The organism is Bowmanella yangjiangensis (assembly GCF_017255015.1).
Taxonomy (GTDB): Bacteria; Pseudomonadota; Gammaproteobacteria; order Enterobacterales; family Alteromonadaceae; genus Bowmanella; species Bowmanella yangjiangensis.
This window is the reverse complement of sequence record NZ_JAFKCS010000290.1, coordinates 1-1015: the sequence shown is the minus strand read 5'-3', so window position 1 is coordinate 1015 and position 1015 is coordinate 1. Positions and strand designations below refer to the sequence as shown.

1 protein-coding gene is annotated in these 1015 nt (G+C 64.5%); it reads left to right on the top strand.

Translation table 11 applies throughout. From position 1 onward, the window contains the following. The coding region (locus tag J0A65_RS24045) for a CHASE domain-containing protein (RefSeq protein ID WP_206596789.1) at nt 1–1015 on the top strand (1015 nt) is incomplete at both ends.

Sequence of the window (1015 nt, the reverse complement as noted above, 5' to 3'; positions counted from 1 at the left end):
ATCGAGCCGGTCGAGCAGAATCTCCCTGCCGTCGGCCTGGACATCGCGTCGGAAGACAACCGCCGCAGCGCAGCGCTCGCCGCACTGACCAGCGGCGAGGTGCGTATCACCGGGCCCATCACCCTGGTGCAGGCGACCGGCAATCCCCTGCAATCCTTCCTTATCCTGCTGCCGATCTATCGCGGTGCCGTCACCCCGGACAGCGTCGAGGAACGCATGGCCAAGGGCATCGGCTGGAGCTACGCCCCGCTGCTGACCGAAGAGGTCCTGCAAGGCCTGAAACTGAGCAACGACGGCTTGCAGTTGCAACTGAGCGACGTCACCGACGCCGCGCATGTCGTCGATTTCTACGCCAGCGAAGCCAGCGACGATGCCCCCGTCATCGCTCGGCATGCGGTATCACGGCATATCTACGGGCGCGACTGGCAGGTTGAACTGCTGGCCCACCCCGGTTTCGTCGGTGGGCTGCACCAGGCCTCGCCGCGCCTAGTGATGCTGGTCGGCAGCCTGGTCAGCCTGCTGCTGGCGACCCTCGCCGGCGTGCTGCTGGTCAATCGCCAGCGCCATCGGCAGATCCTCGCCGAACAGGCACGCTCCGCCGCCATCGTGGAAAGCTCCAGCGACGGTATCATCGGTCAGTCACTCGATGGCACGGTGATCAGCTGGAACCACGGCGCAGAACGGATCTTCGGCTACACCGCGCACGAGGCCATCGGCCATACGCTGATCGAACTGATCGTGCCCGAAGCCCTTTTTCAGGAAGAACGAAACATCCTCGCCAACGTTGCGGCCGGCAAGCCGATCGGCAACTTCGATACGCAACAGCATCGCAAGGACGGCAGCCTGGTGGACGTTTCCGCATCGATCTCCCCGCTGATCGATGCCAGTGGCGTCTTGACCGGCCTGTCGAAGACCGTGCGCGACATCTCGGCGCAGAAAGCCGCCGAGGCACGCATTCTCGAACTCAACGCCAGCCTCGAAGAACAGGTGGGCAAGCACACCCAGGAGCTGCGCG